At 67.8% G+C, this 22,880-nt stretch carries 24 protein-coding genes; 12 read left to right on the top strand and 12 right to left on the bottom strand.

Annotation, left to right across the window (positions count from 1 at the left end; translation table 11 throughout):
- Positions 1-4 precede the first annotated feature (4 nt).
- The gene (locus tag ASF77_RS13965) at positions 5-574 is read left to right on the top strand and encodes a hypothetical protein (protein ID WP_056340237.1); all 570 of its coding nucleotides are present in this window, start codon (positions 5-7) and stop codon (positions 572-574) included.
- On the opposite strand, the gene ASF77_RS13960 is transcribed toward ASF77_RS13965, so the two are convergent.
- The 4 genes from ASF77_RS13960 to ASF77_RS13945 all read right to left on the bottom strand — a co-directional run bounded on the left by ASF77_RS13960 (position 571) and on the right by ASF77_RS13945 (position 4,820).
- Positions 571-1,503, bottom strand: a complete 933-nt coding sequence (locus ASF77_RS13960; RefSeq protein WP_056340234.1) for a hypothetical protein — start codon at positions 1,501-1,503, stop codon at positions 571-573. The genes ASF77_RS13965 and ASF77_RS13960 overlap by 4 nt on opposite strands.
- A 65-nt stretch (positions 1,504-1,568) precedes the next feature.
- Entirely contained in the window at positions 1,569-3,149 is a 1,581-nt protein-coding gene (locus ASF77_RS13955) for an EAL domain-containing protein (RefSeq protein WP_082493767.1), read from the bottom strand.
- A 106-nt stretch (positions 3,150-3,255) separates the two neighbouring features.
- The gene (locus ASF77_RS13950) at positions 3,256-3,936 is read right to left on the bottom strand and encodes a hypothetical protein (protein WP_056340228.1); all 681 of its coding nucleotides are present in this window, start codon (positions 3,934-3,936) and stop codon (positions 3,256-3,258) included.
- On the bottom strand, positions 3,909-4,820 hold the full coding sequence (locus ASF77_RS13945) for a LysR family transcriptional regulator (RefSeq protein WP_056340225.1): 912 nt from the start codon (positions 4,818-4,820) through the stop codon (positions 3,909-3,911). The genes ASF77_RS13950 and ASF77_RS13945 overlap by 28 nt, the downstream gene beginning before the upstream one ends.
- Before the next feature lie 121 nt (positions 4,821-4,941).
- Here ASF77_RS13945 and ASF77_RS13940 point away from each other — a divergent pair, with 121 nt between their 5' ends.
- The 3 genes from ASF77_RS13940 to ASF77_RS13930 all read left to right on the top strand — a co-directional run bounded on the left by ASF77_RS13940 (position 4,942) and on the right by ASF77_RS13930 (position 7,005).
- Positions 4,942-5,538 carry an FMN-dependent NADH-azoreductase gene (locus ASF77_RS13940; protein ID WP_056340222.1) on the top strand — a complete coding sequence of 199 codons (597 nt, stop codon included), beginning with the start codon at positions 4,942-4,944 and terminating at the stop codon, positions 5,536-5,538.
- Between the two features lie 30 nt (positions 5,539-5,568).
- On the top strand, positions 5,569-6,462 hold the full coding sequence (locus ASF77_RS13935) for a pirin family protein (protein WP_056340219.1): 894 nt from the start codon (positions 5,569-5,571) through the stop codon (positions 6,460-6,462).
- A 72-nt stretch (positions 6,463-6,534) separates the two neighbouring features.
- Positions 6,535-7,005 (top strand): hypothetical protein, encoded by a 471-nt coding sequence (locus ASF77_RS13930; RefSeq protein WP_156648887.1) that lies wholly within the window; start codon positions 6,535-6,537, stop codon positions 7,003-7,005.
- On the opposite strand, the gene ASF77_RS13925 is transcribed toward ASF77_RS13930, so the two are convergent.
- The gene (locus ASF77_RS13925) at positions 6,980-8,170 is read right to left on the bottom strand and encodes an acyltransferase (RefSeq protein WP_056340216.1); all 1,191 of its coding nucleotides are present in this window, start codon (positions 8,168-8,170) and stop codon (positions 6,980-6,982) included. The genes ASF77_RS13930 and ASF77_RS13925 overlap by 26 nt on opposite strands.
- A gap of 114 nt (positions 8,171-8,284) precedes the next feature.
- On the opposite strand from ASF77_RS13925, the gene ASF77_RS13920 reads away from it, so the two are divergent.
- The 3 genes from ASF77_RS13920 (at position 8,285) to ASF77_RS13910 (ending at position 10,535) form a co-directional block, all read left to right on the top strand.
- Positions 8,285-9,259, top strand: coding sequence for a succinylglutamate desuccinylase/aspartoacylase family protein (locus tag ASF77_RS13920; RefSeq protein WP_056340213.1), 975 nt, complete (start codon positions 8,285-8,287; stop codon positions 9,257-9,259).
- Positions 9,260-9,333: 74 nt separating this feature from the next.
- The gene (locus ASF77_RS13915; RefSeq protein WP_056340210.1) at positions 9,334-9,582 is read left to right on the top strand and encodes a DUF3297 family protein; all 249 of its coding nucleotides are present in this window, start codon (positions 9,334-9,336) and stop codon (positions 9,580-9,582) included.
- Between the two features lie 281 nt (positions 9,583-9,863).
- Positions 9,864-10,535, top strand: coding sequence for a hypothetical protein (locus ASF77_RS13910; protein WP_200934179.1), 672 nt, complete (start codon positions 9,864-9,866; stop codon positions 10,533-10,535).
- An 82-nt stretch (positions 10,536-10,617) separates the two neighbouring features.
- On the opposite strand, the gene sugE is transcribed toward ASF77_RS13910, so the two are convergent.
- On the bottom strand, positions 10,618-10,944 hold the full coding sequence (gene sugE, locus ASF77_RS13905) for a quaternary ammonium compound efflux SMR transporter SugE (protein ID WP_056340485.1): 327 nt from the start codon (positions 10,942-10,944) through the stop codon (positions 10,618-10,620).
- Positions 10,945-11,232: 288 nt separating this feature from the next.
- Here sugE and pepN point away from each other — a divergent pair, with 288 nt between their 5' ends.
- Together pepN and ASF77_RS13895 are read left to right on the top strand one after the other, a co-directional pair.
- Positions 11,233-13,902: an aminopeptidase N gene (pepN, locus tag ASF77_RS13900; RefSeq protein ID WP_229445444.1), complete on the top strand. Its 2,670-nt coding sequence runs from the start codon at positions 11,233-11,235 to the stop codon at positions 13,900-13,902.
- A gap of 6 nt (positions 13,903-13,908) precedes the next feature.
- Positions 13,909-14,721, top strand: coding sequence for a hypothetical protein (locus ASF77_RS13895; protein ID WP_156648886.1), 813 nt, complete (start codon positions 13,909-13,911; stop codon positions 14,719-14,721).
- Positions 14,722-14,861: 140 nt separating this feature from the next.
- Here the strand turns inward: ASF77_RS13895 and ASF77_RS13890 are convergent, their stop codons facing one another.
- The gene (locus tag ASF77_RS13890; RefSeq protein WP_056340202.1) at positions 14,862-15,194 is read right to left on the bottom strand and encodes a hypothetical protein; all 333 of its coding nucleotides are present in this window, start codon (positions 15,192-15,194) and stop codon (positions 14,862-14,864) included.
- A gap of 167 nt (positions 15,195-15,361) precedes the next feature.
- Here ASF77_RS13890 and ASF77_RS13885 point away from each other — a divergent pair, with 167 nt between their 5' ends.
- Positions 15,362-15,799, top strand: coding sequence for a thioesterase family protein (locus ASF77_RS13885; protein WP_056340199.1), 438 nt, complete (start codon positions 15,362-15,364; stop codon positions 15,797-15,799).
- A 141-nt stretch (positions 15,800-15,940) separates the two neighbouring features.
- On the top strand, positions 15,941-17,158 hold the full coding sequence (locus tag ASF77_RS13880) for a DUF1565 domain-containing protein (RefSeq protein ID WP_082493766.1): 1,218 nt from the start codon (positions 15,941-15,943) through the stop codon (positions 17,156-17,158).
- Between the two features lie 123 nt (positions 17,159-17,281).
- Here the strand turns inward: ASF77_RS13880 and arsC are convergent, their stop codons facing one another.
- Entirely contained in the window at positions 17,282-17,656 is a 375-nt protein-coding gene (gene arsC / locus ASF77_RS13875; protein ID WP_229445443.1) for an arsenate reductase (glutaredoxin), read from the bottom strand.
- A 168-nt stretch (positions 17,657-17,824) separates the two neighbouring features.
- Between arsC and ASF77_RS13870 the strand changes: the two genes are divergently transcribed.
- Entirely contained in the window at positions 17,825-18,451 is a 627-nt protein-coding gene (locus ASF77_RS13870) for a 1-acyl-sn-glycerol-3-phosphate acyltransferase (RefSeq protein WP_056340193.1), read from the top strand.
- A gap of 7 nt (positions 18,452-18,458) precedes the next feature.
- Here the strand turns inward: ASF77_RS13870 and ASF77_RS13865 are convergent, their stop codons facing one another.
- From ASF77_RS13865 to ASF77_RS13855, 4 genes are all read right to left on the bottom strand, one after another.
- Entirely contained in the window at positions 18,459-19,004 is a 546-nt protein-coding gene (locus tag ASF77_RS13865; protein WP_056340191.1) for a GNAT family N-acetyltransferase, read from the bottom strand.
- Between the two features lie 116 nt (positions 19,005-19,120).
- Positions 19,121-19,270, bottom strand: a complete 150-nt coding sequence (locus ASF77_RS24340) for a hypothetical protein (protein WP_156648885.1) — start codon at positions 19,268-19,270, stop codon at positions 19,121-19,123.
- A gap of 70 nt (positions 19,271-19,340) precedes the next feature.
- Positions 19,341-20,990, bottom strand: a complete 1,650-nt coding sequence (locus ASF77_RS13860) for a SulP family inorganic anion transporter (RefSeq protein WP_056340188.1) — start codon at positions 20,988-20,990, stop codon at positions 19,341-19,343.
- A gap of 263 nt (positions 20,991-21,253) precedes the next feature.
- Positions 21,254-22,723: a diguanylate cyclase gene (locus ASF77_RS13855; RefSeq protein WP_056340479.1), complete on the bottom strand. Its 1,470-nt coding sequence runs from the start codon at positions 22,721-22,723 to the stop codon at positions 21,254-21,256.
- Between the last annotated feature and the right edge of the window lie 157 nt (positions 22,724-22,880).

Raw genomic sequence — 22,880 nt, 5'->3', positions numbered from 1 at the left:
ATCCATGGACGACGCGCGCTCCGCCTCTGTGTTCACCTCTGACGACTTCCAGGCCGAGATGCGCTACGCCTACCGCGGCGGCGGCCCCGGCGCGCTGGTCTCGGGCTCGGTCTGGTGCGTGGCGGGCTGCGTCTGCCTGGCCGGTTCGCTCCAGCAGGCGATCTGGGCGCTTTTCATCGGCGGCATGCTGATCCATCCGCTGTCGGTGCTGCTGCTGAAACTCCTCGGCCGTCCCGGCACGCAGTCGCGCGGCAATCCCTACGGCGCGCTGGCGATCGCCTCGACCATCTGGATGATCCTGATGCTGCCGCTGGCCTATGGCGTGGCGCTGTGGCGCATCGAGCTGTTCTTCCCCGCCATGCTGCTCGTGATCGGCGGGCGCTACCTCGTCTTTTCGACCATCTACGGCATGCGCCTGTACTGGGCCTTCGGCGCGGCGCTGGCCCTGTTCGGCTGGGCGCTGTCGGTGGCCCACGGCGCGCCGGCGCTCGGCGCCTTCGGCGGCGCGGCGATCGAGGCCGTGTTCGGGATCGCGCTGCTCGTGGCTGAAGGGCGCCATTCGGACATGGATTAGCCGGCGCCCTTCCCCGCGATGGCTGCCAGCGAACCCGCGATGATCGCACGCATCACGGGATCGCCCGTGCGCTCGAGTCTGGCCTTCAGCAGCGGCACGGCGCTTGCCGCCGGGCGGCCGATGTTCCCCAGTTCGGTCACGGCGTGGTCGCCCAGTACCGGGTGCGCGAGCAGTTTGCTCAGGATGGGGACGCTTTGCGCCGGCTCGGCGATCGCCGCCAGCGCGCGCAGGGCGGCCATCCCCAGCATGGCGTCGCCGCTCGCCTTGGCCTGTTCGATGGCGGCCAGGGCGCCCGGCAGCGCGGCGCGGGCTTCGCTGCGGGCCTCGGCCAGGGCGAACAGCACCGAAATGGTGTCGTCCCGGCTCAGCTTTTCCTGGCGGCCTTCCAGCATCGCCGTCAGGTGCGGCACGACGAGCCGGGGCTCGAATTTCCACAGCTTGCCGAGCGCGCCCAGCGCGGAATCGCGGTGAGCAGGCTCGCGCGATTTTTCGATCAGGAAGGGAATCGCCGGCCGGGCCGCGGGGCCGAGCGACGCCAGCGCGCCATATAACTGCTGGAACTGAACGACCAAGGCCGGCGGCCGGTCGCGGATGCGGCTCATCAGCGCCGGCAGGGCCGCATGCGCCCGCGGCCCCAGTGCGGTCACGATCTCCACGGCCTGATAGAGATGATCGTCGTCCATGCCGAGCAGGCGCACGGCCACCGGCACGGCTGGTTCGCCGCGCTTGATCAAGGCGATCATCGCGCATTGATGCTCCGGCCACGACGAAGCGCCGAGGATCGTCGCCTCCAGCGCCGCGGTCGTCACGGCATCGCTTGCCAGCGCACACACGGGCGGCGGCGGCGGGGTAAAGGCGAGGCCTGGCAGCGGCAGGCCGGCGGCCAGCAGCGATGCGGTCAGGAGAAGGCGGCGTGCGCTTGGCGGCATGTCTTGTCTTTCGTCGAGGATCGGGATGCTTCCGGCATCATACGGGGAAACCGGCGGCCCGGATATCACCCCGCCACTTCCCGCTCGGCCGCCTCCCGGTAGCGCGCAACGACCTCGCTGAAGGCAGCCGGCCGGCCGTACAGCCAGCCCTGCGCGTACTGGACACCCTGCATGGCGAGGAAATCGGCCTGCTCGCGCCGCTCCACGCCTTCGGCGATCATGCGCAGGCCCATCGTGCGCGCCATCGCGATGATGTGGCCAACCACCTGGCTGGTCGGCGCCCGGGTGCCGATCGCCTCGATGAAGGAGCGGTCGATCTTGAGGAAGTCGAGCGCCAGCGATTCGAGATACGAGAGGCTCGAGTAGCCCGTGCCGAAATCGTCGATGGCGATCTCCAGGCGGCGCATGCGCAGCGCCGCGATGACGGGCTGCGCCGCGTCCATGTCGAGGAAACCGCGCTCCGTGATTTCGAGGATGATGTTCGACGCACGCGCGCCGCTGCGCGCCATGAAGCCGTCGAGCGCCTCGTCGATGGCGCCGGTGAGCAGATCCGCCGCCGACAGGTTCAAGGCGATGTGGAAATCGGGGTGCTCGGCCAGGAAGCGGCCGACGTCGGCTTCGACCAGCTGCAGCACGCGCCGCGTCAGCTGGGGCATCAGGCCGGACTGCTCGGCGACGGGGATGAAGATGTCGGGGCCGACCAGTTCGCCGGTCGCGCGGCGCCAGCGCAGCAGGGCCTCGACGCCGACGCAGCGGCCGCTGTCGAGCGCCACGATCGGCTGGTACTGCAGGAAGAACTCGCCGCGGCGCAGCGCGTGGCGCAGCGCGCCGGCCAGCGAACGCTGCTGCTTGGCCAGCAGCCCGATGGCGGCGGCGAGCGCCAGTCCGGCGACGACGCCGGCGGGCACCAGGCGCGCGCCGATGGCCCGTGCGCGCTCGTCCACGTAAGCCAGCGGGATCGCGGCGGCCGCGGCGATCTCGTAGTGGATCGATCGCACGACAGCCACCAGATACCCGCCGTCGGCGAAGCTCGCCTGGGTGGCGCCGCCGAGTCTCGACACCCAGGCGCGCCTGGCCTCGCCGCGCGCGAGATCCGGCGCCCGGTGCAGCGGCTGATCCAGCTGGAACACCCCCAGCCCTACCCCGGGGATGCCGGTCGATGTATCGAGCGGAAGATCGCGGTGGATCAGCACCGCATAGCGGCCGAGCTGAAGCGCGATCAGCGGACTTTTGCCGGGTTCTCCCAGCGGAACGTCGAGATAGATAGCGACGCCGCGCGAAGTGCGGAAGGCTTCCGGGCCGAGATCGAACACGAAGGCTCCCATCGACGAACACAGCATGCGGCCCGCGCCGACATGACCGACCGCCTGCAGATATGTCGAGGTCAGGTCGAGTTCGCGCATCAGCGTCAGCTCCACAGGCGAGCACGGCGGATGTCCGGCCTGTTCCAGCAGCCCGATCGCGCGCTGCGCCTGCCGGCTGGTCTCGTCGGAGCGGTGCAGCACATCGAGAGCATAGCCCAGCGCCAGCTCCGCCGCCGCCTCCCGCGCCTGGCGCCGCGACTCGTGCCAGGCCAACGCGGGCATCGCCACGCCGACGACGAGGGCGCACAGTACGGTCAAGCCGAGCAGCAATCGTCTACGCATGGCAGTCGGACAAACGCGAAGGGTTGGCCCGCGGCTATGCGTGGCGGGTGTCCTGACAGGCTAAACCCGCCACGGAAGTCTGTCCACTCTCTTGTCGCGTTCGGCGTTAGCGGGAGTGCGCGTGCGCGGCCACGCGCTCGGACAGGCGCCCGACGAAGCCGGCGAAATCGACCAGGGTGTGCGCCACGTCCACGGGCGCGTGGTCATGAAGGCGTATGCGGCATACCGTATCGTCCTCGCCGCTGACCACCTCGAGGCCGGCAATGTCCTCGTAGCGGATGGTGCGCGTGCGCAGCGAGCCGATGTGCATGGCGCCGTCCGCCAGCACGACCCGGTAGCGCCACTGGCGCCAGGCGAACAGCAGCGCGACCAGGGCCGCGCCGATCTCGATGGCGGCAACGCTCCAGTGCACGGACTCGTCGATCCGCTCGGGCGAGCCGATATTCAGCCAGGCATGCAGGGCCAGCACCTGGAAAGCCATCACGTACAGAAGGCACAGCGCCTGCCGTTTACGGAATACGACAGGTGCGGCGTCGGCCGGCGCAGCCGCGCGCGGCGCGGCCAGGCGCGCCTGCAAGGCGTCGCGCAGGCGCCGCTCCCGTTCGGCGAGAAAGACCATCAGGCCAAACAGCAGGGCCGCGCAGACGGCCAGCAGGATCAGGACTTGAGCATTCGACATCGATGGAGGCGGGTCGCCGGCCCGCGCAAAGGCAAAGGCGCAGTGTACGGGAACGACGACGGTGGCGACAAGGCGCGGCGTCAGGCCGCGCCCGCCCGCTCGCCGCAAAACATCTCGTCCATCATGTCGAGAAAGGCGCGCGTCTTGGCCGGCATCAGGCGCCGGCCCGGGAACACGGCCCAGCCGGTGGCGGGCGGCAGATCCCATTCCGGCAGCACGCGCACCAACTCTCCCTTCTTCACCAGCGGCGCCGCGAACAGTTCCGAGCTGGCGGCGATGCCGGCGCCGCTGCAGGCGATGCGCGCCAGCAGGTCGGGTGAATTGGCCGTCAGGCGCGCCGGCAGTTCGCGCTGCCAGCGCGTCTTGCCGCGCGTGAGGATCCAGGGTGCCGGCCCGCCGCCGCGGCTGAGGAGGCACAGCAAGTCGTGGCCGAGCAGGTCGTCGGGGTGCTCGGGCAGGCCGCGCACGGCGGTGTAGCAGGGCGAGGCGTACAGGCCGAAGCGCTGCAGGGTGACGCGACGCGCGGCCAGCGTCGCGTCGTCCGGCAGCTCGCCCATGCGGATGGCGATGTCGAAGTTTTCGGCGACCAGGTCGACCCGGCGCGGCGACAGGTCCAGCTCGACGCTCACCGCCGGATAGCGCGCAAGGAAGCGCCCGATCACCGCGCTCATGCCGAGGTTGGCGAAGTCGGCCGGCAGCGAGATGCGCAGGCGCCCGCTGGGCTCGGCCTGGCGGTGCTGGGCCAGGGCACCCGCGGCTTCGACTTCTTCCAGCACCTTGCGCGCGTGTTCGAGCAGGCTGGCGCCGAATTCCGTGACCATCAGTTTGCGCGTCGTGCGCTGCAGCAGGCGTTCGCCCAGGCGCGCTTCCAGCAGCGAGATGCGGCGCGAGACGGTGGACTTGGGCAGGTCGACGCGGGCGGCCGCCGCGCTAAAGCTGCCGGCCTCGACGATGCGGGCGAAGAGCAGCAGGTCGTTCGGTTCGACTTCCATGAGATTGTTCCACAAGCTGAATAATGTTATCCATTCTAGCGGCTTCTGGATTGATTTTGGAACTGCTAAAGTGGCTTCCATCGAAACACCGAACACCAAACACACTTACAAGGGACACACCATGAACATCCTCCAGATCACTTCCAGCCTGCGCGGTGCAGATTCCGAATCGACCCGCGTCACCAACAGCATCGTCGCCAAGCTGGTGGCTGCGAACCCGGGCGCGACCGTCGTCAGCCGCGACCTGGCGCGCGACCCGCATCCGCAGCTGGACGAAGCGGCGCTGGGCGCCCTGTTCACCCCGGCCGCGTCGCGCAGCGCCGAACAGGCGGCGCGCGTCGCCCTGGACGACGCCCTGATCGCCCAGGTGCAGGCCGCGGACGTGGTCGTGATCGGCGCGCCGATGTACAACTTCGGCATCCCGGTGCAGCTGAAAAGCTGGTTCGACGCGATCGCCCGTGCCGGCGTGACCTTCCGCTACACCGAGACTGGCCCGGAAGGCCTGCTGAAGGGTAAAAAAGTGTTCGTCGCCACCGCGCGCGGCGGCATCTATCCGGCCGAGGCGGATCCGCAAGTGCCCTTCGTGCGCATGCTGCTGAACTTCCTGGGCATGACGGATCACAGCTTCATCCACTCGCCGGCGCAGTCGATGGGCCCGGAAGCATCGGCCAAGGGCCGTGCCGAAGCCGACGCCACCATCGAGGCCGCGCTGGCCTGAATCGCTAACGCAGAGTTCGAGGAGAGGATCATGGACGCAGTAACGCAAGTAGCGCAGCAGATTCCGCAGGGAGAACGTGTCATCCGCCCGCGCGGCGTGGAGCGCGTGATCGGCGGCCAGTTCGTGATGGACGGCGCCGGCGTCAGGATCAACCGCGTGCTGACCAACACCCTGCAGCGCCGCCTCGATCCTTTCCTGATGCTCGACGCCTTCGGCAGCGACAAGCCCGGCGACTACATCGCCGGCTTTCCGGAGCACCCGCACCGCGGCTTCGAGACCGTCACCTACATGCTGCACGGGAGCATGCGCCACCGCGACAGCGCCGGCAACGAAGGCCTGATCACGGATGGCGGCGTGCAGTGGATGACGGCCGGGCGCGGGGTGATCCACTCCGAGATGCCGGAACAGACCGAAGGGCTGATGGAAGGCTTCCAGCTCTGGCTGAACCTGCCGGGGAAGGACAAGCTGTGCGCGCCCTGGTACCGCGACATCCCGAACGCCGAGCTGCCGCGCTTCACGCTCTATTCCGGCGCGGCCGTGCAGGTGATCGCCGGCAGCTCGCACGGTGTCGAGGGCGCCGTGCAGCGCGACGGTACGGCACCGATTTATCTCGACATCGCGCTGCCGGCAGGCGCCAGCTTCGAACAAACCCTGCCGGCCGGGCACAATGCCTTCATCTATGTATTCCGCGGCGAGGCGGTCGTCGGCGGCAAGGGCGTGCCGGCCACGCGCATGGCGATTTTCGACAATGCCGAAGGCGCCGATGGCGTCGTGATCAAGGCTTCCGCGCCGACCCGGCTGCTCTTGATCGCGGGCCGGCCCTTGAAGGAGCCGATCGCGCAGTACGGGCCCTTCGTGATGAATACCCAGGCCGAGCTGCAGCAGGCGGTCGACGATTTTCGCGCCGGGCGTTTCACGAACTAGTGTGTTGGATTGCGCCTTTGCGGTCGACCGATCGCGGAGGCGCGCTTGCGTTACACTGCCGGCATGCCACTCATGCCACTCTTCCTCGACCTGCTCTCGCGCGCCAGCCATGCACTCGGCTTCGAGACGGTCGACCGCTTTCCCGCCCATCACGCCTATGCGCGCACGCACTGGGATCGCGCCTATTTCGACATCGCGTCCGACCTGAAACCGGACGCCATCGAGCGCTCCCTGTGCGCTTCGATCGCCAACACGCCCTCGGTCTTCGCCCACATCGCCAACCCGACGCCGGCCATGCAGCGCACCCTGCTCGGCGTGATCGACACCCGCCTGCGCCGATCCTGCGGCGCGCCCTCGGATCTGGTGATGCTGCTGATCGAAGCCTACCGCAGTCCGTACACGCTGGAGGCGCGTCCGGGCCTGCGCGCGGCGATCGAGGCCACCCAGGGCCAGGACATGCGCGAACGCGTGCACGCGGTGCTGGCTTTTCTTGGCGCCATGCCGGCGGCCTTCGACGTCATCGATGTCGAGGCAAAGGATTGAACATCGACTGCGCGAGATTGCTCGGCACGTAGCGCGCGCGCAGCGCCATGAAGGGCGTCTCCACCAGGCGGTACAGGATCCACCCCGACAGCACGGAGATGGCCAGCAGCAGCGCGATCGCGAGCTTCGTCTGCGGGCCGTAGCCGAGTTCCTGCAAGGGCCCGGCCGCGACCGCGCAGGCGCCGCGGTGGGTCAGGTAGATGGCGTACGACCAGATGGCCAGGCGCCCGGCGCCGGGCACGCGCAGGTCGCGCAGCAGCGAACGCTGCGACAGCGCCGCCAGGATCAGGAGGCCGAAGCCCAGCGCCAGCAGCGGATAGCCGAAGACGGTGGAGATCAAGCCGTAGCGGTCGTCCAGGAGCAGCCAGAACGTCAGGCCGGTGACTGCCAGGCCCGCCGCCAGCGCACGGTTGCCGTGTGCCGTCAGGCTCGTCCACATGGCCGGATGCCGGTTCTTGACCAGGGCCAGCGCCACGCCCGCCACCAGCTCGTCCAGCCGGCATAAGCTCGAGTAATAGATGAGCTTGTAATAGAAGTAAATCCCATACTTGTGGGCATCGACATAGCCGAACCATAATTGTGCCCGCAGCGCCATTCCGCCCAGCACGACGCAGGCGACCACAAGCCAGGCGGCACCGATCCTCAGGCGCAGCGCGGCGCCCAGCAGGGCCAGCGCCGGCAGCAGCAGGTAGAACTGCTCTTCGATCGCGAGCGACCAGCTGTGCGAGAACGCGGTGCCGGGTTTGAGGCCCAGGTTCTGGGTGAAGCTGAGGTAGCGCCACAGCGGCGCGAGGGGTGCGTGCTCGCCCCAGGCCGGCCACAGGAAATACAGGGCGAGCACCACCAGGTAATTCGGCAGCGTACGCAGCAGGCGGCGCGCGTAGAAGGCCTTCAGGGAGAGCCCCGCACCGGTGCTCATCGCCTTGAAAATCTGGTTGCCGATCAGGTAGCCCGAGAGCGCGAAGAACAGGTCGACGCCGGCCCAGCCGATGCGCCCGACCCAGCCGAAGGTATGGTCGTCGTTCGAGACGAACAGGGTGTAATGGTGCAGCACGACGAGCGTCACGGCCAGCGCGCGTAGGGTATCGAGGCCGTTCAGGCGGACGCTGCGGGCGTCGCTCGCTGAGTTGTTGCCGAGTGAATCGTTGCGGCCGGAGTCGGTCATGGGTGGTAGAAAAAGAAGAGTGCCGGATCATGCCATGTCCTGTCCGCGGGTGCCAGACGCATGGAGGCCTGTTTCCGATAAAATGTCGGCACCGTAATTTCCTGGATCACAAGCATGGCCTCCGCACCGCATTTGCAGTTCAAGTCTGTCAACTATACCGGCCTGGGCAAAGGCCCGCGCGTGATCATCATGGGCGCAACCCACGGCAACGAGATCTGCGGTACCGAAGCGATCCGCCGCGTCATGGCCGAGCTCGACAGCGGCGCGCGGCGCATCGTCGCCGGCAGCGTCACTTTCGTTCCGATCGTCAATCCGCTCGCCTATTTCAAGAACGAACGCAACGGCGACCGCAACCTGAACCGCAACCTGTTCCCGAAGGACGATCCCCAGGACTTCGAAGACCAGATCGCTAACTGGCTGTGCCCGCTGCTTGCCCAGCACGATGTGCTGCTCGACCTGCATTCCTTCAATGCGGCCAAGGGCGAGCCTTTCGTGATGGTCGGCCCGGTCAACAACGACGGCCCGCTCGAACCTTTCGTGCACGCGGAAAAGGAACGCGCCCTGGCGATGCGCCTGGGCGTGCGCCGCTTCGTCACCGGCTGGATGGCGGCCTACGGCGGCGGCGTGCAGCGCCGCACACGTGGTAACGCGGCCGAACTGGAAACCGTGCTGCGCTACGGCGTGGGCACCACCGAATACATGCGCAGCACGGGCGGCTACGCGCTGACCCTGGAATGCGGCCAGCACGTCGATCCGAAGGCGCCGCAGGTTGCCTATGACGCCATCGTCAACACGCTCGCGCACCTGCAGCTGATCGAGGCGCCGGCGCCGCAGCCGGTGCCCTTCGAGGCGATGGAAGCGCTGCACATGGTTGCCGTCTACGACAAGCTCGACGCGGCCGACAGCTTTACGCGCACCTGGGCCAGCTTCGATCCGGTGCAGGAAGGCGAACAGATCGGCACGCGCGCCGACGGCACGCCGGTGCTGGCGGAATTTTCGGGCCGCATCCTGTTCCCGGATGCCAAGGCGGGCGCGAACTCGGAGTGGTATTACCTGACCCGGGCGAATCCGGAATTCGGCCGCGCCTGATTGCCTTCCGACGGCGCGCGCTCGAAAGCGTGCGCCGTTGTCCCCATCCGCGAACTAGTGGATAATTCGGCACCATGAACGATACCGCAACCCTCCCCCCACTCCCAGACCGGCTCTCGATCGATCCGAGCAGCCCTTTCCACAACCGCGACGTGTTCCAGCATGACGTCGGCATCCGCTTCAACGACAAGGATCGCCACGACGTCGAAGAGTATTGCCTGAGCGAAGGCTGGATCAAGGTCGCCGCCGGCAAGACGCTCGACCGCAAGGGCAAGCCGATGCTGATCAAACTGAAGGGCAAGGTCGAGGCGTTCTACCGCTGACCTGTCCGCCGGCGCGCCCATCAGGGGTGCGCGGCATCTTCCACCTTTTTTGCCGATGGCCGGCGCAGCCCTTCGCTGCGCGGCTTTTCACCCCTCCCCTCCCGGTGTTTCCACTCCGGCTAGACAGCCCGACAAGCCTTGTCGCCCCTCCGCAACGGATCATGTTGCGCTGCGGGAAAACGCTTGCCTGCGCCAATACGGAACAATAAGATGGCCTCACTTCGATTGCCGTACGGCAATTCACCATCTTCGCAGCGCTCGCTGAACTACTGGAATCCCCGATGAAATTCACCAAGATTGTTTCGATCCTGTTCGTCGCGCTGGCCGCGGCCAATACCGCCCAGGCCCAGGATGTGGCCGCCACCGTCGACCTCGGCACCACCGGCTTCGGACTGCACCTGACCACGCCCCTGGCCAACAAGCTCAACGCCCGCGTCGGCCTGAACTATGCCGGCTATTCGTACGACGGCAGCACCTCGGATCTGGACTACGAATTCAAGCTGAAGCTGGCAACGGCCGACGCCCTGCTCGACTTCCATCCTTTCGACGGCGCCTTCCGCCTGAGCGGCGGCGTGGTCTACAACGGCAACCGCATCGACGCCGATGCCAAGCCGGCCGCGAACGGCACCTACACCATCAACGGCCGCGCCTACAGCACCGCCCAGGTCGGCAAGCTGAACGGCAAGATCGACTTCCGCAAGACCGCCCCTTACCTCGGCATCGGCTGGGGCAATGCCGTCAAGAACACCGGCTGGGGCTTCGCCATGGATCTGGGCGTGGCCTTCCAGGGTTCGCCGAAGACCAGCCTGGCTTCGCACGGCTGCTCGGCGCCGGCGCTGGTGTGCAACCAGATCGCCAGCGACGTAGCGGTGGAAAACGCCAAGCTGGCCGAGGACGCGAAGGACTTCAAGGCCTATCCGGTCATCCGCGTGGGCCTGAGCTATCGCTTCTGAGCGCTTGTAGCAGGCAGCAATGAAAAAAGCAGGCCGCGTGGCCTGCTTTTTTTTGCCCAAGATACGCGCTGTCGGCGCTGCTTCAGGCCGCGCTTGGAGTCAGCAATTTGAGGCCCGCGATGCCCAGCGCGATCAGGCCGATCGAGGCGACGCGCAGGGCGCCGGCCGGCTCGCCCAGCATCATCATGCCGAACACGGCCGTGCCGATGGTGCCGATGCCCGTCCAGACCGCGTAGGCCGTGCCCAGCGGCAGGTCGCGCAAGGCCAGGCCCAGCATGCCGACGCTGAGCAGCATCGCCAGCAAGGTAAAGGCCGTTGGGATCGGCTTGGTGAAGCCTTCCGTGTACTTCAGTCCTGCCGCCCATGCCACTTCCAGCAGGCCCGCCACCACCAGATAAAACCAGCTCATCATCGACCTTTCGCGGGCTTGTGCCCTTGCTTGAAAACGGGCGCAAGTATAACAGCGATGCACAGGGATGCCCCTACGGCGATGCCACGGCTCCCTTTCCGCAGGCCATGCGGCATATGCATGCGTCAAATTCCTGCTGGCCATAACGGGCGTACATACGGGCGATATGCCTATCCGGCCATGCCCGCGGCGTGCAGGAAGCGCTACCGAAAAGCGTTGCACTCATGATATTCTCGTGCGATTCGCATAGTGCGCCGGTGCGCGGCGCCTGCTCACCAGGAACCTGTCTTGAAGATCTCCGCTCCTCGCGTCATGGCGCTGGCCATCGCCTCCGCATTTGCCTTCGCTAACATCGCCCATGCCGCGCCCGCCGCCCCCACTGCCAAGGCAGCGCCTGTCCGCGCCGAGAACGCCTTCCTGTCGCAGGAAGACGCCGCCGCCCGTTCGGCGCGCGTGTCGAACGTCGCCTATACGCTCGAATTCACGCTGACCGGCAACCCGACGTTCAGCGGCGTCACCACCGCCAGCTTCGACCTGGCCGACAATGCCCAGCCGCTGACGATCGACCTCGACAAGGCGACCGTGAAATCGGTGTCGGTCAACGGCAATACGGTCGACGCCAAGTACAACAACTGGTTCGTGACGATCGCGGCCGCCGACCTGGTCAAGGGCCGCAACACGGTCGTAATCGCCTACGAGCGCCTGCACAGCACGAACGGCGAAGGCCTGCACCGCATGGTCGACCCGGTCGACGGCCGCGTCTATACCTACTCGCATTTCGAGCCGGCCGCCGCGCACCAGATGTTCGCGGTCTTCGACCAGCCCGACCTGAAGGCCACCTACCAGGTCACCGCCACTGCGCCGGCCGACTGGCATGTGGTGTCGACCACGCGTGAGACCCGCATCGAAGATGCAGGCAAGAACAAACGCTGGATCTTCCCGACGACGAAAAAGCTGAGCCCGTACAATTTCTCGCTGCACGCCGGCCCGTATAAGGTGTGGGAAGACAAGAGCGGCAAGTACCCGATGCGCCTGTTCGCACGCCAGTCGGTGGCAAGCCAGGTAACGCCGGAAGACTGGTTCCGCTACACCAAGAATTGCCTGGAATTCTTCGACAATTACTTCGGCATTCCTTACCAGTTCGAGAAATACGACCAGCTGATCGTGCCCGACTTCTTGTACGGCGCCATGGAAAACGCCGGCGCCATCACCTTCGCCGAAGGCGGCTTCCTGCACAAGGCGAAGATGACGGACGCCCAGCGCCAGTCGCTGGCCTCGGTGATCATGCACGAGATGGCGCACCAGTGGTTCGGCGACCTGGTCACCATGCAGTGGTGGAACGGCCTGTGGCTGAACGAGAGCTTCGCCTCCTTCATGGGCACGCTGGCCACCGCCGAGGCGACCGAGTTCAAGGACGCCTGGCAGCATTTCTATTCGACCGGCAAGCAGGCCGCCTACGCGCAAGACCAGAAATCGAATACCCACCCGATCGAGGTGCCGGTGCCCTCGACCGCGAACGCCTTCGACAACATCGATGCGATCACGTATTCGAAGGGCGCCTCGACCCTGATGCAGCTGCGCCACCTGCTGGGCGCGGAGATGTTCCGCAAGGGCGTGCACAACTACCTGGTCAAGTATTCCTACCAGAACGCGAAACTGGACGACTTCATCGGCAGCCTGGGCCAGGCCGCGGGGCGCGACCTCTCGGGCTGGACGCGCGAATGGCTGTATGAAGCGGGCGTAAACACGATCGCCGCCAACTTCAGCTGCGCCAACGGCAAGGTGAAGAGTTTCTCGCTGCAGCAGACGGCGCCGAGCAAGGCCCTGCCGACGCTGCGCGAACAGCGCGTCCAGGTGGCCAGCTTCAAGCTAGAGGGCGGCAAGCTGGTGCCGCTGCAGACCCTGCCCGTGACCTACAAGGGCGCGACCACCCAGGTGGCAGCGCTGGCCGGCACCGCCTGCCCGGATCTGGTGTATCCGAACTACCAGGACTGGGGCTTCGTGAAGGTGCAGCTCGACAAGCGCTCGTTCGAGACGGCGCGCGCCAGCCTGGCGAACGTCGACGACCCCCTGCTGCGCACCATGCTGTGGCAGAGCCTGTGGGACGGTGTCCTCGACGGCAAGCTGGCGCTGAACGAATTCATCAAGACGGCCCTCGTCAACGCGCCATTGGAGAAGGATTACACGCTGCTGGGCGACGTGCTGGGCAAGGTCAACGCGGCCAAGAACTACCTCGACGCGATGAACCTGCAGTCGGCCTGGGCCAAGGAGACTCGCGCCGCGCTGGAGGATATGGCCTGGAACAGCACCCTGGCCTACAATGGCAACGACAGCTTCCAGCGCCGCTGGTTCACCACCTACCTGGGCGTGGCCAGCACGCCGGCCGCGCTCGAGCGCCTGGCGGGCATCCTGGCCGGCACGACCGCGGTGGACGGCTTGACGATCAACCAGGATCTGCGCTGGGCCATCATCGGCCGCCTGAACCGTTACAACCATCCGGGCGCCCTCGCCCTGGTCGAGCAGGAAGCGGCGCGCGACAAGTCCGACAGCGGCCAGGCCGCCGCGCTGGCCGCGACCGTCGTGCGTCCGGATCCGGCCGTCAAGGCCGAGTGGCTGGGCACGGTCGAGGACCTGAAGACCGAGCTGCCGTTCTCGAAGATCCGCACCGCGATGGGCAGCCTGTATCCGGCCGAGCAGACCGCGCTGGCCGAACAGACGGCCGCCGCGCGCCTGGCCAAGCTGCCGGCGATCGACAAGGCGGCCGGCCCGGTCTACATGCGCAGCTATGCCAACACCCTGATCCCGGCCAGCTGCACCCCGGCCAGCGTCAAGCGCCTGACCCAGGCTGCGGCGACGATGAAGGACTTGTCGGCCGGCACCCGCCGCGCCCTGCTCGACGCCCAGCAGGAAGACCAGCGCTGCGTGAGCATCAAGCAGGCCATGACGGCGCCGAAGTAAGCGTTGGTGGAGAGCGGCCCTTCAAGCCACGGCACCGCCAGTCGAGGCGGCCCTGCCGGCGGCGCTTCGACCGATGGCGCCCCGACCGACGGCGCCTCGTCCAGCGGCGTCGCGACTAGGGGAGCCTCGTCCGGCGGCGTCCCCGTCTACGGCGCAGCGCGTCCGTGGACGCCGCTCGTCCTCACCCTCGGCCTGCACCTGCTGCTGGTGCTGGCCTGGATGATCGGCGTGCGCCCGCCAGCGCCCGAGGCGCCGGTGCGCAGTTCCACCCTCGTCTTCGTGCGCTCCCCGCCGCTGTCCGCGCCGGAGCCGGTCACGCCCCTGCCGCCGCCCAGGCTGCGCCCGCGCCAGCCGGCTGCCATCAGCCTGCCCTTGCCGGAGCCGGCGCCGGCCGCAGCGCCATCGCTCGACCCTGAACCGACCGAATCCCGGGCCGAATCGCAGGTCGAATCGCAGGCCGCCTCCGCGTCCGCCGAACCCTTGCCGGGCGAGCTGCTCGCCACATCCAAAGCGATGGCGGGCCGCATCGACCGCGACCTGCGCAAGGGCGCCAGCCCGATCACGGCCGAGCCCGACCGCAAATGGGAACGCTTCGCCGAAGCCTTCGCCGCCGCCCGCAGCGGTGCTTCACGCGAGGTCACGCTGGAGAGCACCACGTCACCCGACGGCGTCACCATCTACCGCAAGACGGTGGGCGGGAAGGCGCGCTGCTACCGCAGCGGCAGCGTCGGCGGCCTCGTCACGGGCTTCGGCGCGGCCGACGGCCATGGCGCCGGCGCCACCACCTGCCCGAGCAACGTCAGCTGGACGCGTCAGTAAGCGCTTGACCAGGCTCGGTCATTGGCGCCTTCGCCGAGTTCGCGCACCGGGTTCTCGTACTGTGTTTTTCATCGGGCTCCTTCGCAACATTCGTTCATCAGACTCCCTCCATCGAGTTCTTCCACTGAGCGCCCTTGCACCTACGGCGCCGCGCGGGCCGCGGGCACGCACAGCTCGGCCAGGCGGCGCCAGGCACCTGCGGCCCCGCATTCCCCCGCAGGCGGCGCCCCTTTGAACAGCGCCTGCACATCGAGCGGCGCCAGCTCGTTCACCTTGACGTCGCGACCAATCGGCAGGCAAACGGCGTCATGCCAGGCGGCGCTGTAGGTGCGCGGCGTCGGCAGCGGCCCGCGCAGACGCACTGCCGCCGCCTCGCATTCGGCGCGCGTGGCATAGGCGCCGCGCAGGCTGCTGCTTTCGAGCGTCACCTCGAGCTGCTGCTGCAAGTAAAGAAGCAAGACGATGGTGAACACGCCCTTCTCCGCATGCTGTCTGTCCTTTGGATACCCGCCCGGCGCGCGTGGTTCGGCGCGCACGGCTGACGGAGATCAGGCCGCGCCGGCGCCGGCAGCGCTTGCCGGCAGAGCAGCCGCCGAGCGGCTAGAATGGCGCTTTGCCGCCCGTCCGAGAAGGAGTCACATTGACCTGGGATTATCCGCAACCCTACACACTGCCGCTGGCGCCGCAGGCCGATGACATCGACGGACTGAACCACACCAACAACGCCGTCTACGTGCGCTGGTGCGAGCAGATCGGCTGGGCCCATTCGGAGGCGCTCGGCCTGGGCATCGCCGATTACCGGCGCCTGGATCGGGCGATGGCGATCCGGCGCGCAGAATACGATTACATCCTGCCGACCCTGCTCGGCGAAGAACTGGTGCTGGCTACCTGGCTGGTCGGCGGCGACGGCAAGCTCTCGATGGAGCGCCGCTTCCAGTTGCAGCGCGCGAGCGACGGCACGACGGTGCTGCGCGGGCGCTGGGAGCTGGTCTGCATCGACATCAGCGGCGGCCGGCCGCGCCGCATGCCGCCCGAATTCCTCGACGCCTACATGCCGCAGGTGGTGAAAAGCGCCTGATGCGGCCCGGCTGGCGAGCCATGCATGGGCTTGCGTGAGCCACGTTGCGCTCGCTCAAAAGCAAACTTGATGTAACCGGGCCGGGCGTCGTTCGCGCCGGGGGACACTGCATTGGTGTCCGTCGTCCACGAGGGTCTCGCCATGTCCGTTTCAGCGCATCGTCCCGCCAATCCCCTGCTCGCGGTCTTGTTCTGCGCCATCGTGCTCGGGCTAGACGGCTGTCGCCTGCGCGAAGGCGCCTCCGAACAGCTGGTCGTGCCCGAAGTGGTGCGCACCAACCTGTTCGTCGCGCCCGGCGGATCGGACGCCAACCCCGGCACCCAGTCCGAACCCTTCCGCACGATCGCGCGCGCGGCCCAGGTGGTCACGGCCGGCACCACGGTCTATGTGGCGCCGGGCCAGTACACGGGCGGCTTTCGCACCAATGTCAGCGGCACCGCCGAGGCGCGCATCATCTTCGTGTCGTCGGAACGCTGGGGCGCGAAAATCGTCCCGCCGCTCGACTCGCGCACCACCAGCGCCTGGGACAACCGCGGCAACTATGTCGATATCGTCGGCTTCGACATCGACGGCTTCCAGTACCAGAGCGGCACCAAATGGCTCAGCGGCATCTATAACGGCGGCTCCTACAACGGCATCCGCCATAACCACGTACACCACATCGCCCTGGACGTGCCCTGCGAATCGGCCGGCGGCGCCGGCATCGGCGTGGACAGCTATTACAAGGGCAAGTTCGGCGAGGTCATCGGCAACAACGTGCACGACATTGGCCCGCCCGAGTGCCGCTTCCACCACGGCATCTATGTCAGCACCCAGGCGCGCGTGCGCAGCAACGTGATCTACCGCATTTCGGGCGCCGGCATCCACCTCTGGCACGACGCCCACAAGGTCGACATCACCGGCAACACGGTTTCCACGTCGGGTTCGGGCATCGTCGTCGGCGGCGGCGACTTCTATTATTCGAAGGGGCCGAACGACCATACCATCGTGGCCAACAACATCGTCTTCGACAACAAGCACGGCATCCTGGAACAGGGCGCGACTGGCCCCAACAACCGCTATGTGCACAACCTGGTGTTCCAGAACAGCGCCGCCGACTGGCGCCTGCCGCCGGGACGCCAGCACGAGGGCACGGTCGCCGCCGAGCCGGGCTTCCTCGAATACAGCCGCACCGGCACCCCGGACTTCCGCATCAGCAGCCGCTCGCCCGCGATCGGGCGCGGCATGGTGGTCGATGTGCCGGAACCGGATTTCGAGGGCAAGCAGCGCAGCATCGACACCGGCTTCGACATCGGCGCCTTCCAGCACGAGCAGGTGCCCGACACGGAGCTGTCTCGCAACGAGGAACCGGGCGCCTGAGCTTGCTCACTAAGCCTGCTCACTAAGCCTGCTCACTACGCTTGCTCCCTCCGCGCACTACCTGAATTCGTCGCATAAGCGCATTACCTCAGCGCGCCGCCCGAGTTCGCTCCTTCAGCGCCCCTACAGGATCTCGCGCACCGTCTCCGGCGGCCGGCACAGGCGCACGCCCTTCGGCGTGACCACGAATGGCCGGTTCATCAGTACCGGATGGGCCAGCATCGCATCGACCAGCACCGCATCGGGCGATTCGGCCGACAGCCCGAGTTCCGCGAATTTGCTTTCCTTGGTGCGCATCGCCTCGATCGGGCGCAGGCCCGCCGCGGCCAGCATGCCCAGCAATTGCTCGCGCGTGGGCGGCGTGGCCAGGTAGTCGACGATGCGCGGCTCGACGCCCGTTTCGCGGATCGCGGCCAGGGCGCCGCGCGAATTGCTGCACTGGGGATTGTGGTAGATCGTAATATCCATGGTGGTCAGACTGGCAAACAGGGCTGCCATGATACGGCCGCCCCCAGCAACAGACCAGTTTTTTTGCTTGTCGGCCTCCGTGCGGGCCTATAAAATCCTCGGCTTCGTTTTCCACAAGGTAATGTCATTGTCTTGTGCGACTCATAACACCATACAAAGAACAAGCGAGCGCCCCACGGGTGGCTCGACGGAGAAATGATGAGCGACACCCTGATGCATCCATCGGCCCTGCCCACCTGGGGCCAGCGCACCGCGCTGCGCCTCCTGAACCTGCTCGGCTGGAAGCTGCGCTACCGGCCCCTGCCCGGCCCGCACGGCATCGCCGTCGTCTATCCGCACACCTCGAACTGGGACTTTCTGATCGGCCTGCTGGGCAAGTGGGCGCTTGGCCTGCAGTTCCGCTGGCTGGCCAAGGACTCGCTGTTCCGGGGCCCGATGGGCGCCATCATGCGCTACTGGGGCGGCATCTCCGTCGACCGCCGCGCGCCGATGGGCGCCACGCGCAAGCTGGCCGAGCGCATGCTGGCCGAACCCTGGTGCTGGGTGGGGATCACGCCGGAAGGCACGCGCAGCTACCGCCCGCACTGGAAGAGCGGTTTCTATCACCTGGCAACGGCCGCCAAGGTGCCGCTGGTGCTGGTGTACATCGACTACGGCAAGAAGGAACTCGGCCTGGTCGACTTCCTGCACCTGAGCGGCGACCAGGATGCCGACATGGCCGCGATCGCGGCTGTCTACAAGGATCGCCAGGCGCTCAATCCGCAGAACGCAGCGCCGATCAAGCTGGCTCCGCCCCACATCGGCCCGGATCGCCGCAAGTCCTGATTGCCCCTCAGGCTGCCGTGGCGTTCGCCGCGTCGCGCACGAACAGGGTCTTGTACCAGATCGCGGTGGCGCGCCAGGCGCCGTCGGGCGTGGCACAGTATTCGGGCAGCTCGCCTACCCGCGTGTAACCGAGCCGGGCATACAGCGCCTCGGCGCCGGAGCCCGCTTCGGTGTCGAGAAACAGCAGGCCACGGCACAGCGCCAGCGCCTGGATCTCGGCCGCGGCCATGAGATTGGTCGCCACCCCGCCACGGCGCGCGCCGCTGTGCACCAGCAGCTTCTGTACTTCGGCGCGGTTGCGGCCATTGGGCTTCATGCACAAATCCAGCTGCACCGTCCCTACCAGCACATTGTCCTGCCAGGCCGCCAGCAGGATGCGCGAACCGCTCGCGACCGCCCCGGAGACCTCGCGCCAGTAGCCGTCGGCCGCCGCATCCAGCAGCGGCTTGACGAAGCCGACCGAGGCCCCGTGCGCGACCGCATCCTGCAGCAGCGCGCGCAATTGCGGCGTGTGCTTGGCAGCGCCGCCGGCGTCCAGCATGGTCACTTGCATTTTCCGTCCTCCTCCTCTTGGCAGTTACCGAAGAGTGTGCAGTATTCGTGCCTGCGCCCTGGATTCTGTCAGAGGAGAATCTGCACCATGATGGTGCAACACAGACAAGCTTGCACCTATTTAAGGCGGCTTGTGATCACCCGCTTCCAGAACAGCAGCTCGAAGGCGCCGGCCGCCACGAAGAACAGCAGCGAACCGGTGGTGAAGCCGCCGATCCAGAGGATGGTGGCGAGGATCATGCAGGCAAAGGTGATCAGGTGCTGCATCGGGGGCTCCGTGGGATTGGTTGTTCGTCAATACTGCCACCGTCCTTGCCGTCTCGCAACGCACTTTCCATTAGGCCGGCCTTAAGCGGTCAGCGGACAGTTCGTCCCAGGCCATCGCCGTGCTCAGGAACAGCCTGCCATTCAGGGCGCCCAGCAGCGCGCTATGCTTCAGGCGATCCATTACCGGCCCCTTCACTTCCGACAGGTGCAGGCCGATCCCGCGTGTGCGCAGCATCGCATTGAGTTCGCCGAGCGCGAACAGCGCCGAGGTGTCGATCGCGTTGACGGCCGACAGCACCAGCACCAGGTGGCGCGTGTCCGGGCGCGCTGCGATCTCGTCCTCGACGCGCTCGTTGACGGCTTCGGCGTTGCCGAAGAAAAGCCCGGCGTCGACCCGCAGCAGGAGCAGGCCGGGCGCGGTCTCGGCGCTGTAGCGTTCGATGTTGCGGAAGTGCTCGGTACCCGGAATGCGCCCCAGCACCGCGATGTGCGGCCGGCTGGCGCGCCAGATCAGGGCGCCCATCGACAGCGCCACGCCCACCACTACGCCTGCTTCGACGCCGAGCGCGAGTACCCCGCCGGCCGTGGCCAGCAAGGCCGCGGCATCGGCCCGGTCGTAGCGCCAGGCGGTGCGCAGGGTGCTGGTGTCGAACATGGCGAGCACGGCGACGATGATGGTGGCGGCCAGGGTCGGCAGCGGCAGCAGCGCCAGCCAGCCGGTCGGGGCAACGAGCGCCAGCGCCAGCAGGCTGGCCGTGATCAGGCTGGCGAGCTGGCTGTTGGCGCCGGCCGCGAAGTTGACGGCCGAGCGCGAGATGCTGCCGGTGACGGGAAAGCCGCCCGTCAGGGCGCTGCCCAGGTTGGCCGCGCCCAGGCCGATCAGTTCGCGGTCGCTGTGCAGCTTTTCGGCGCGTTTCAGGGCCAGGGTCTGGGCGCCCGACATGCTGATCAGGAAGACCATGAAGCCGATCAGCAGCGCCGGCTGCAACAGGGCCTGCCAGTGCGCGCTCGAGGTCGCGACGTTCAGGAGCGGCAGCCCGGCCGGCACCGCGCCCGTGGTGCGCACGCCGAGCGCTTCCAGGCCGAGCGCCGGCACCAGCGCCGTTGCGCCCAGCACCACCACCATCGGCGCCAGCTTCGATCCGATGTCGGCCACGGTCGGGCGCAGGCCGCAGCGGCGCAGCAGCGGCGCGAGATGGCTGCGCGCCAGCAGCAGGAGCAGCAGCGAGACGCCGCCCAGCAGCGCGCTCGGCAGGTGAAACGCGGGGAAACGCGCGCCCAGCAGCGCCGGTACCTGGCCGAGCGCGATCACGATGGCCGAGCCGATGGTGAAGCCGCTCATCACCGGGCGCGAAAAGAAGTTGGCCATGAAGCCGATGCGCAGCAGGCCGCAGGCCAGCAGCACCAGGCCCGACAGCAGGGCCAGCTGGGCGGCCAGGGTCGCGTACAGGGGACTGCCGGCGGCGGCCAGCGGGGCGAGCGTCGACGCGGTCATGAGCGAGATGATCGCCATCGGGCCGACGGACTGGGTGCTGCTGGTGCCGAACAGGGCGTACAGCACGGGCGGGACGATGCTGGCGTAGATGCCGGCCACCGGCGGCAGCCCGGCCACCAGGGCGTAGGCCATGCCTTGCGGGATCATCATCATCGCCACCACCACGCCGGCGCTGATGTCGCCGGGCAGCATGGCGCGCCGGTAGTGTTTCAGCCAGTGCAGCATTGCGCGTCCGTTTGCAAAAGGCGCAAGGGTAGCATGCGGGGTGGGTGTCGAGGCAGCTATCGGTTTGCAACTTTCACGCGTGGGCACAGGGGTGCCCGGTGAACCCGTCATTGTGACTATTGGCCACAATGACCCCGTACGTTACCTGGCGGCCAACAAATTGGTCGAGACGGTGGCGTAATGTAGGGTGGGCTCTCCGAGCCCACGCGTGGCGGGGAACCCGAACCGCGGGCGCGTACGCTACACCGACGGCCGACGCCCACCTACCCCATCGCCAACTCCACGCAATTGCGCCCCGCCCGCTTCGCCCGTCCCAGCGCCGCATTCACGCGCACCGTCAGCGAATCCGCGCTCTCGTGCTCGCCCAGCTGCGCCACGCCCAGGCTGATGGTGACCTGGTCGACGCCCGGCATCGCGGTCGCCTCGATTGCGGTGCGCAGTTTCTCGGCCACTTTCAGGCCATCGATGGCGCTGGTGTGCGGCGCGATCACCTGGAATTCTTCGCCGCCGGCGCGCACCAGCACGTCGCTGGCACGCACCAGATGCTGGGCGGCGTCGGCCACGGCGCGCAGCACCATGTCGCCCACCGGGTGGCCGTAGCGGTCGTTCACGTTCTTGAAGCGGTCGATGTCAAAGGCGATCAGCGCCAGCGGCAGCTTGTAGCGGCGCGCGCGCTTGATCTCCTGTTCGAGCAGGGTCTCGCCGTGGCGGCGGTTGGCCACGCCGGTCAGGGCGTCGAGCGTGGACAGGTGCGTGACGCGTACCAGCATCTCCTCGCTCTCGCGGTTCATGTCGGCCATGCGCAGGCCGACGGCGGCGAGATCGGCCAGCTCGGCCAGGGCCTCGAGTTCGTCGCGCGAGAAGCCGCGCGCCGCCCGGAACAGCAGGCACAGCGAACCGCGCGGCGCCCCTGGCCCGTTCGATGGAATCGGCAGCGCCAGCACCATCTCGGCGCCGTGTTCGCGCAAGGATGCCGCCAGCGCCGGTTCGCCCGCCTTGTCGAGATCGTCGAGGAGCGCGATGGTGTTCCCGGCCGCCGCCAGCAGGCCGGGGAAGGCTTGCCGCAGCGGCGATTGCAGCAGGCGGTCGGCGCGGCCCAGCACCTTGGCCAGGTTCAGGCTGCGCTCGCCGGCCTGGGCCTGCAGCTGCAGGTCGCCGCCCGGCTGCAGGTAGAACAGCGCGGCGTGCAGCACGCCCGGCCAGCCGGCCAGGGCCCGGCACAGGCGTTCGGCCAGGGCCTCGAGCTCCTCTCCTTCGCCAAGGGCCTGGCGCACCCGCGCGCGCAGCGCCGCCAGCGCGTCGAGTTCGCGTTCGCGCAGGGTCGGCACGGGCGGCGGCGTCGGGGCGCCTGCCAGACGCGTCTTGATGGCCGTGCGCAGCGCCTCGTCGTCGAGCGGCGCGATCGCATAGTCGATCGGGCCGCAAGCCATCAGCGCCGGCAGCCAGCGCGCGTTCGCGAACGGGCACAGGATCAAGGTCGGGGCGCCGGCGCGCGCCCTCACCAGCCGCGTCAGGCCGGCATGGTCGAGCTCCGGATCGAAGCGGTCGAGATCGATGACGAGCAGGTCGACCGATCCGCCGTCGAGCACTGCCAGCGCCGCATCGGCGCTGTCGGCCAGCGCCAGCGCCGCGAACTGCGCGCCGCAGGCGGCCTCGAATTCGGCGCGGCGCGCGGCCGCCGGGTTGACGAACAACCCGGTGCCTTGGCCTTGCGGCGCGACCTGCTGGGGCATGGTTTTCTCCTTGGCATGCATATTTGTTGCATAACGATGCCAATTTTGACACAAACGGCGTCCGCGGGACAGGTGAAGTGCGCGCCTGTGTGTGCGAGCGCACCGTCGCGCCCCCGGCGCGCGCCCGATACTGAACGGGTTTCGAACATGCCGAGAG

The organism is Massilia sp. Leaf139 (assembly GCF_001424165.1).
GTDB lineage: Bacteria > Pseudomonadota > Gammaproteobacteria > Burkholderiales > Burkholderiaceae_D > Telluria.
The sequence above is the reverse complement of the archived record's forward strand: the minus strand, read 5'-3'. Positions and strand labels throughout refer to the sequence as shown.